At 42.5% G+C, this 503-nt stretch carries 1 protein-coding gene and 1 pseudogene; both read left to right on the forward strand.

Annotated features, from left to right (window positions below):
• On the forward strand, positions 1-229 hold a 229-nt coding region (locus ACTHUR_RS18820), incomplete at its 5' end, for a hypothetical protein (RefSeq protein WP_440400294.1).
• A gap of 47 nt (positions 230-276) precedes the next feature.
• A pseudogene (locus ACTHUR_RS18825) lies at positions 277-503 on the forward strand (ABC transporter substrate-binding protein); the annotation flags it as partial.

A 503-nucleotide genomic window follows, 5' to 3' on the forward strand; every position in this document is an offset into this window, starting at 1 on the left:
GTTTTCAACCGAATACCTTTTATTTTTTTGCAATAAAAAACCCTTTACCTATCCATTCCAGCTACTGCCCACCATGGCTTTAGGCACCCCATATCATTCCTTTTTACTAGGTCTTCAGTACACCCCAGCCCTATATAAACACTATCCCTTCGTTTTAATGATGAAACTTTTTATTCCGAAATATGTCTACTCACTCGTTTCACTTGAAAAAAGATTCAATACCTTTTAAATTCACAAAAAGATAATGGTTATCATCATATTTTAAAGGAATGATTCATGAGATTTACGCAACTTTCTGCTTTGATTGCCACCGCAGCTTTATCAGTCGGCTCCGTATCCGCTTTTGCCAAACCCGTTCAGCTGACCGATATCCTCGGCCGTAAGGTAACTGTCGACCTGCCTGCCAAGCGCGTGGTTTTGGGCTTCTACTACCAAGACTACATGGCCATCGGCGGTAAAACCGCGCTGGACAACGTCGTCGGTTTTTCCAAAGCAGTTTGGGC

The sequence above is a fragment of the Neisseria sp. P0021.S007 genome, from assembly GCF_051956855.1.